We start from the raw sequence: 6,139 nt of genomic DNA, 5'->3' as shown, positions 1-6,139 counted from the left end.
GGTGCGGCGGGGATGGAACACCCAGCCGCGCAGCAGAACGAAGCGTGCCACCGTGGCGACCAGGTTGGCAGCCACGAGCACGGCCAGTTCGACCATGTGGTTCGGCGTTTCGGTGGTGGCGTGCAACAGCCCGAGGGCGCCGCTGGTGATCGCGAGCGCGATACCGAAGACGAGCAGCCCCTCGACGTGGTTCCTGGCCAGACGCGCCCGGCCGCCGATGCCGAACGTGAAACGCCGGTTGGCCGCGGTGTTGCCGACCGCGGTGAGCAGCAACGCGATCAGGTTGGCCAGCTGCGCGCCGGCCCAGCCCTGCAACAGCATGAACAACAGGATGTAGGCGGCGGTGGACGCCACCCCGATGCTGCCGAACCGCACCACCTGCCGCAGCAGCGAGCCCGGTGCGGCCGCGCGCCGTGAGTCACCCAACTGCGCGGCGATGGCGTTGACCGGAATGGCGCCGGTGGCCAGGCCTCGCAGCAGCCGGCCGATGCCCCGCAGATCCGCGGCGGCGGTGGCCACGATGTCGACCCGGCTGTCGGGGTCGTCGACCCAGTCGACGGGGACCTCGTGGATGCGCAGCCCGCTGCGTTCGGCCAGCACCAACAGCTCGGTGTCGAAGAACCATCCGGTGTCCTCGACATAGGGCAACAGCTGCGCGGCGACGTCGGCACGGATCGCCTTGAAACCGCACTGGGCGTCCGAGAAGCCAGCTGCCAGAGTCGACTTCAGGATCAGGTTGTAGCAGCGGGAGATGATCTCGCGTTTCGGTCCGCGCCGCACCCGGGACCCGCGCGCCAGCCGGGTGCCGATCGCCAGATCGGAATGCCCGGAGATCAGCGGTGCCACCAGCGGCGCCAACGCGGCCAGGTCGGTCGACAGGTCGACGTCCATGTAGACGAGCACCGCAGCGTCCGACTCCGCCCACACGCGATGCAGCGCGCGTCCGCGGCCCTTCTCCTGCAGGCGCACCACACGCACGCCGGGCAACTCCGCCGCGAGCGCGGCGGCGATGCGCGGGGTGTCGTCGACGCTGGCGTTGTCGGCGATCGTGATCCGCGCCGGGAACGGCACGCAGTCACGCAGGTAGCGGTGCAGTCGGTGCACCGATTCGGCGAGCGCGGCCTGCTCGTTGTAGACGGGAACCACGACGTCGAGCACCGGCACCCCCGCCGCGCGGGCGGCCACGGCGGCGTTCGGCCGGGCCGCGAACGGACGGTCCGCGCGCGCGGGCTCCAGGACGGTATCGGTCATAGGAGCCATGCTGGTTCGCCAACGTGTGCCCACCGTGGGCTGCAGCTATGCGCCGGCTGTGAGAAGTGCCGGCGTCCGGGGTCCGAGGTCGTCGACGACGGTGCCGTCGACGATCAGGCCTGGGATGGGCCGCGACTGTGCGCCGGCTGCGAATCGGCGGGCAGCGTGACGACGAATTGCGTTCTGCCCGGCACACTGTGCAGCTCGATCGTGCCGCCGTGCACGCGCACGACGGCGGCGACGATGGCCAGTCCCAGGCCCGTGCTTCCGCCGCGGCGCGAGCGTGACGAGTCGCCCCGGGCGAAACGCTCGAACACCTCCGGCTGCAGCCGGGCCGGGATCCCGGGGCCGTCGTCGAGCACCGTCAGCACCGCCGACCCGTCGGCTCCGACGGCCAGCGAGGTCGTCACCACGGTGCCCTCCGGCGTGTGCACCCGCGCGTTGGCCAGCAGGTTGGCCAGTACCTGGCGCAACCGGGCCTCGTCGCCGGTGATCGTCACGGGGGTGTCGGGCAGGTCGAGCTCCCAGATGTGCTCAGGGCCTGCGACGTGGGCATCGCTGACCGCGTCCACCACCAGCCGCGTCAGGTCCACCACGTCGCGCTGCAGGGGCCGACCGGTGTCCAACCGCGCGAGCAGCAGCATGTCCTCGACGAGCTGGGTCATGCGTGCGGTCTCCGACTCGACGCGGTTCATCGCGTGGGCGACGTCGTCGGGCAGCTGCGCCTGCTTGCGCTGAGCCAGCTCGGTGTATCCGCGGATGGCGGCCAACGGTGTGCGCAGTTCGTGGCTGGCGTCGGCGACGAACTGACGGACCCGCGTCTCGCTGGCGTGCCGGGCCGACAACGCTCCGGCGATCCGGTCGAGCATCCGGTTCAGCGCAGCCCCGAGTTGCCCGACCTCGGTGTGCGCGGCGGCGGGCTCGACGTCGACGATCGGCGTCGGCAGCCGCACCTCACCGCGGTCCAGTTCCAGGTCCGCGACCTGCTGTGCGGCTTCGGAAACCCTTGCCAGCGGCGCGAGTTGACGGCGGACGATGATCGCGCCCGCGGCGCCCGCCCCGAGCAGTGCCGCGGCCCCGACGGCACAGAAGATCAGCGCCACCCAGAACAGGGTGTCGTCGACGTCGGCGGTCGGCAGACCGGTGACGACCGCCTCGCCCGGCACGTGTGCGGGAAAGGCGACCACCCGGTAGCGGCCCAGACCGTCGAGTTCCACGGTCCGCGGCTGTTCGTCGACCGCTACCTCGGCCAATTGCCTTGCGGCCGCGGCGGATACCTCGTCGCGGGCGCCGTCGGCGGTGATGACGCCCGCGTCGCGGGCCTGACCGGCGGCCACCACCGCCCCGACGGTGTGGATCGCCTGACCGGGCGCGTTCAGGAACGCGGGTCCGGGCCCCTCGTCACTGATCCCGGCGCGCCGGTCCTGCCCCGGCGCCGGGGGCGCCATCATGCCGGGCGGCCGCATCCCGGACCGTCCCATACCGGGCGGTGGCGGCGGACCGAACTCGAAGAACACCGCCGACCGCCGGCCCGCCTCCACCACCTGCTCGTCGAGCTGGTTGGTCAGGAAGCGTTGCAGCGCGAACTCGGTCGCCAGCCCGATACCCGCGCACACCGCCGCAAGCAGCAGCAGCTGGGTGACGATCAGCCGGGTCCGCAGCGACCAGCCGCGTGGCGCGCGGAGAAAGAGCCCGCTCCGCTCACCGCGCAGGTTTGAGGACATATCCGGCACCACGAAGCGTGTGGATCATCGGCTCGCGGCCGCTGTCGATCTTCTTGCGAAGGTAGGACACGTACAGCTCGACGATGTTGGACCGGCCGCCGAAGTCGTAACTCCACACCCGGTCCAGGATCTGGGCCTTGCTCAGCACCCGTTTGGCGTTGCGCATCATGAACCGCAGCAGCTCGAATTCCGTTGCGGTCAGGACGATCTGGTCACCGCCTCGGGTCACCTCATGGCTGTCCTCGTCGAGTACCAGATCACCCACGACGATCTTGGCGCCGCCGGCCTCGGTGGCGACCCCGGTGCGCCGTAGCAGGGCGCGCAGCCGCAGCACGACCTCCTCGATGCTGAACGGTTTGGTGACGTAGTCGTCCCCGCCGGCGGTCAGTCCGGCGATGCGGTCCTCCACCGAGTCCTTCGCGGTGAGCAGCAGCAGCGGCAGGCCAGGAATCTGCCGGCGCAGCTTGGCCAGCACCTCCAGCCCGCTCATGTCCGGCAGCATCACGTCGAGCACGACGACGTCGGGCGGATGGTCCCGGGCGATGGCGATCGCGGTGGCGCCGTCGCCGGCGGTGGAGATCTCCCAGCCTTCGTAGCGCAGCGCCATCGACAGCAACTCGGCCAGCACGGGCTCGTCGTCGACGACGAGCACGTGGATCGGGCTGCCGTCGGCACGACGCATCACCGCGCGTGCTGGTTCGTCCCCGGATGAGGTCTGGGGGTCGGGCATGGCTCCATTATCGGACCGCGCGCTATGTGCGGTCTGTGCCGTTCCTATGCGCCGGCTGTGACACGCCGGCCAGAGCGAGCCGACCCGGTACACAGCGCATTCACATCGACGGCGGCCAGTGTGGGGGTATGCGCAGTCAGGATTCGCGGACCGCGGACCCCGGGTCGGGCCGCCCGGACCGGGCGCCGCGCCGGTGGGGGCGGACGGAGACGTTGCTCGCCGCGGGGATCGCCGCCGTCATCGCGGTGCTGGGTGGTGCCGCGATCTACGCGGCGTCGGGCAACTCGTCACCGCAGGTCCCCGGTCCTCCTCCCGTCCACCACGCCGAGGGCGGGGTGGACCGGCCCGGCCCCGGACGTCCGCAGGGCCGTCCCCTGCACGGGCAGGAGGTGGTCGCCGTCGGGGCCGGCGGCTTCATCACGGTGGTCAGCCAGTCGGGCACCGTCACCGCGACCACACCGAACTCGATCACCGTGCGCAGCGACGACGGCTTCACCCAGACCTGGGCGACCGCGGCCGGCGAAGGTTCGACGGTCGCCGTCGGCGACGCGATGGCGGTCCGCGGCGTGCAGAACGGCTTGATCGCTGAGCTGACCGACGTCCTCGGGCGCTGAGCGTCGCCCGCACCGCCGGGGACCCGGGTCCTGACGACGACCGGCAGGGCGGCGCGCGCTCCCCTAGACCCCGGAGATGATCACTACATTCGAGGTCGCCGACCGATGGCGGAGCTCGGCGGCCGCGCGATACTCCGGGGACTCGAACCAGGCATGCGCGAGTTCCCTGGTGGGAAACTCGACCAGCGCAGTCCGGTAGGGCCATTGGCCTTCCAAGACTTCCGCGGCCGCGTCGGCGCCCACGAATTTGCCGTTGAACTTCTCCAGCATGCCCCGGTGATCCACGGCCTCATACTCCCGGTAAGCATCGATGTCATCGATCACCAGCTGAAACAGCACATACACACCGCTCATCGGCGCTCCCTTCTCCGCTGACTGGTCAGTCAGGCACCTGTGCGGACGAGTTTCATGTTGACGAACTCCTCTGCACCCAGGCGCCCCAGTTCGCGGCCGTAGCCGGAATTTTTCACGCCCCCGAAGGGCACCTCGGGTCCTTCACCGTCGACGGTGTTGATGTAGACCATCCCGGCCTGGATCTGGTCGGCGACGCGTTCGGCCTGGGCAGCGTCGTCGGTGAAGACGAACGATCCGAGCCCGAAGTCGGTGTCGTTGGCCAGCTCGATCGCCTCGGCCTCGGTGCGGGCCCGGAAGACCTGGGCAACGGGTCCGAAGAACTCCTCGGTGTAGGCGCTGCCGTCGCGCCGAACGTCGGTCAGGACCGTCGGCGGGAAAAAGGCTCCGGTGCGCTGCCCGCCGAGCACGACGGTCGCGCCCTCCGCAACAGCCAGGTTCACCTGGGCTTCGAGCCGTTCGGCGGCTTCGACGGACACGAGTGGCCCGAGTTTTGTGTCCGGGCTGGACGGGTCGCCGGGTTCGTAGGTGGAGATCTCCCTGACGAACTTATCGAGAAACTCGTCGTAGAGGTCGTCAGCGACGATGAATCGTTTCGCGGCGTTGCAGGCCTGACCGGAGTTGTACATCCGCGCTGCCACAGCCTTTTTCACGAGAGCATCCATGTCGTTGGTGGACAGCACGAGGAACGGATCCGAACCACCGAGTTCGAGCACGACCTTCTTGAGGTGCTCTCCGGCGATCTTGGCCACCGCAGAACCTGCACGGCCGGATCCGGTGAGCGAGACTCCGCGCACGCGCGGGTCGGCGATGACCGATTCGATCTGCTCGTTGGAGGCGAGGATGGTGCTGTACGCGGACTCCGGAAGCCCCGCCTCGGTGAAGATGGCCGCTATTGCGGCCGCGGACTCGGGGCACTGCGGTGCCGGCTTGAGCAGCACCGTGTTTCCGATCATCAGATTCGGTGCGCAGCAGCGCGCTGCCATGAAGTAGGGGTAATTCCACGGCATGATGCCCAGCACGACGCCCAGCGGTGCCCGCCGGATCACCCCCGAACCCGTTCCCCCGCGCAGCTCGATCGGTTCGTCGGCGAGGAACGCCTCGGCGCTGTCGGCGTAGTAACAGTAGATCGACGCCGAGAACGCGGCCTCACCGGTGGCCGAACTGATCGGCTTGCCCATCTCACGACTGATGATGGCACCCAGCTCTTCGGCGCGTTCTTCATAGATCGCGGCGACGTTGCGCAGCACCGTAACTCGCTCTTCGAGCGTGCGGGTGCCCCATTCGGTGTGCGCCGAGTGGGCGCGACCGATGGCGTCGGCCAGAGCGTCGTCGGTGATCCCTGGGAACTGCTGGATCGTCTGACCGGTGGCTGGATCGGTGACGGCATAGGTGGTCATGATGCAGTACTTCCTTCTCGTTCGCCGTGGCGGCGCATCGTGGTCTGTGAATCGAATGTCGTTGCAGAG

The 6,139-nt window shown here is 69.6% G+C and carries 6 protein-coding genes; 1 reads left to right on the top strand and 5 read right to left on the bottom strand.

Annotated features, from left to right (window positions below; translation table 11 throughout):
- The 3 genes from MVA01S_RS16325 to MVA01S_RS16315 form a co-directional block, all read right to left on the bottom strand.
- A partial coding sequence (locus MVA01S_RS16325; RefSeq protein WP_082762388.1) for a bifunctional glycosyltransferase family 2/GtrA family protein occupies positions 1-1,260 on the bottom strand: 1,260 nt, incomplete at its 3' end.
- A gap of 104 nt (positions 1,261-1,364) precedes the next feature.
- The gene (locus MVA01S_RS16320) at positions 1,365-2,975 is read right to left on the bottom strand and encodes a sensor histidine kinase (RefSeq protein ID WP_003930980.1); all 1,611 of its coding nucleotides are present in this window, start codon (positions 2,973-2,975) and stop codon (positions 1,365-1,367) included.
- Positions 2,953-3,657, bottom strand: coding sequence for a response regulator transcription factor (locus MVA01S_RS16315; RefSeq protein ID WP_003930979.1), 705 nt, complete (start codon positions 3,655-3,657; stop codon positions 2,953-2,955). Before MVA01S_RS16315 ends, MVA01S_RS16320 begins: the two co-directional genes overlap by 23 nt.
- Positions 3,658-3,833: 176 nt before the next feature.
- On the opposite strand from MVA01S_RS16315, the gene MVA01S_RS16310 reads away from it, so the two are divergent.
- Positions 3,834-4,319 (top strand): hypothetical protein, encoded by a 486-nt coding sequence (locus tag MVA01S_RS16310; protein ID WP_003930978.1) that lies wholly within the window; start codon positions 3,834-3,836, stop codon positions 4,317-4,319.
- A gap of 63 nt (positions 4,320-4,382) precedes the next feature.
- Here the strand turns inward: MVA01S_RS16310 and MVA01S_RS16305 are convergent, their stop codons facing one another.
- Together MVA01S_RS16305 and MVA01S_RS16300 are read right to left on the bottom strand one after the other, a co-directional pair.
- The gene (locus MVA01S_RS16305) at positions 4,383-4,673 is read right to left on the bottom strand and encodes a DUF1330 domain-containing protein (RefSeq protein WP_003930977.1); all 291 of its coding nucleotides are present in this window, start codon (positions 4,671-4,673) and stop codon (positions 4,383-4,385) included.
- Positions 4,674-4,702: 29 nt separating this feature from the next.
- Positions 4,703-6,070, bottom strand: coding sequence for an NAD-dependent succinate-semialdehyde dehydrogenase (locus MVA01S_RS16300; protein ID WP_003930976.1), 1,368 nt, complete (start codon positions 6,068-6,070; stop codon positions 4,703-4,705).
- Positions 6,071-6,139: the final 69 nt, after the last annotated feature.

Origin of the sequence: Mycolicibacterium vaccae NBRC 14118 = CIP 105934 (assembly GCF_001552715.1) — a bacterium.
Lineage (GTDB): Bacteria > Actinomycetota > Actinomycetes > Mycobacteriales > Mycobacteriaceae > Mycobacterium > Mycobacterium vaccae.
The sequence above is the reverse complement of the archived record's forward strand: the minus strand, read 5'-3'. Positions and strand labels throughout refer to the sequence as shown.

What these genes read in the sequence shown, in the direction of transcription:
- MVA01S_RS16320 (WP_003930980.1), bottom strand. Translation starts at nt 2,975, where the DNA reads ATGTCCTCAAACCTGCGCGGTGAGCGGAGCGGGCTCTTTCTCCGCGCG.
- MVA01S_RS16315 (WP_003930979.1), bottom strand. Translation starts at nt 3,657, where the DNA reads ATGCGTCGTGCCGACGGCAGCCCGATCCACGTGCTCGTCGTCGACGAC.
- MVA01S_RS16310 (WP_003930978.1), top strand. Translation starts at nt 3,834, where the DNA reads ATGCGCAGTCAGGATTCGCGGACCGCGGACCCCGGGTCGGGCCGCCCG.
- MVA01S_RS16300 (WP_003930976.1), bottom strand. Translation starts at nt 6,070, where the DNA reads ATGACCACCTATGCCGTCACCGATCCAGCCACCGGTCAGACGATCCAG.
- MVA01S_RS16305 (WP_003930977.1), bottom strand. Translation starts at nt 4,673, where the DNA reads ATGAGCGGTGTGTATGTGCTGTTTCAGCTGGTGATCGATGACATCGAT.